The sequence below is a fragment of the Ruegeria sp. AL12 genome (genome assembly GCF_056540885.1).
In genome coordinates this window covers 1-641 of sequence record NZ_JBQFXN010000147.1, presented here as the reverse complement: position 1 = coordinate 641, position 641 = coordinate 1, and the positions used below count along the sequence as shown (strand labels likewise).

The following is a 641-nucleotide window of genomic DNA, read 5'->3' as shown; positions in this document are numbered from 1 at the left end:
TGTATTTACAGGAGACGGGCTGATGGCAATACCGCTTATGGCCAAAGCAACCGCCGTTTGGCTGGTGGACAACACCACGATCAGCTTCAAGCAGATCGCGGATTTCGTAGGAATGCACGAGCTTGAGGTGCAGGGCATCGCCGATGGCGACGTGGCCGCCGGTGTCAAAGGCTTTGACCCCATCGCCAACAACCAGCTCACCCAGGATGAGATCGACTCGGCGCAGAACAACCCGCTGCACAAGCTGAAACTCAAGTTCAACGCCGCAGCCGCGGGTGAGGAAAAGCGCCGTGGCCCGCGCTATACCCCGTTGTCCAAGCGTCAGGACCGTCCGAACTCGATTCTTTGGCTGGTGAAGTTCCACCCCGAACTCAGCGACGGTCAGATCGCCAAACTGGTCGGCACCACCAAGCCCACCATCCAGTCGATCCGCGAGCGCACGCACTGGAACATCACCAATATGCAACCAATCGACCCGGTTGCGCTGGGCCTGTGCAAACAGTCTGAGCTGGATGCGATTGTCCAGAAAGCCGCCGCGAAGAAAGCGGCTGAGGGTGGCGTCATGAGCGATGATGAACGCCGCAAGCTGGTTTCGACCGAGCAGTCGCTGGAAATGGACGCCGCACCGAAAATCCCGACGG

Annotated in this window: 1 protein-coding gene; it reads left to right on the top strand. The window is 59.4% G+C overall.

The annotated features are described in order from the left end of the window. Positions 1 to 22: 22 nt before the first annotated feature. On the top strand, positions 23 to 641 hold a 619-nt coding region (locus tag ACR0C6_RS21915; RefSeq protein WP_480621280.1), incomplete at its 3' end, for a DUF1013 domain-containing protein.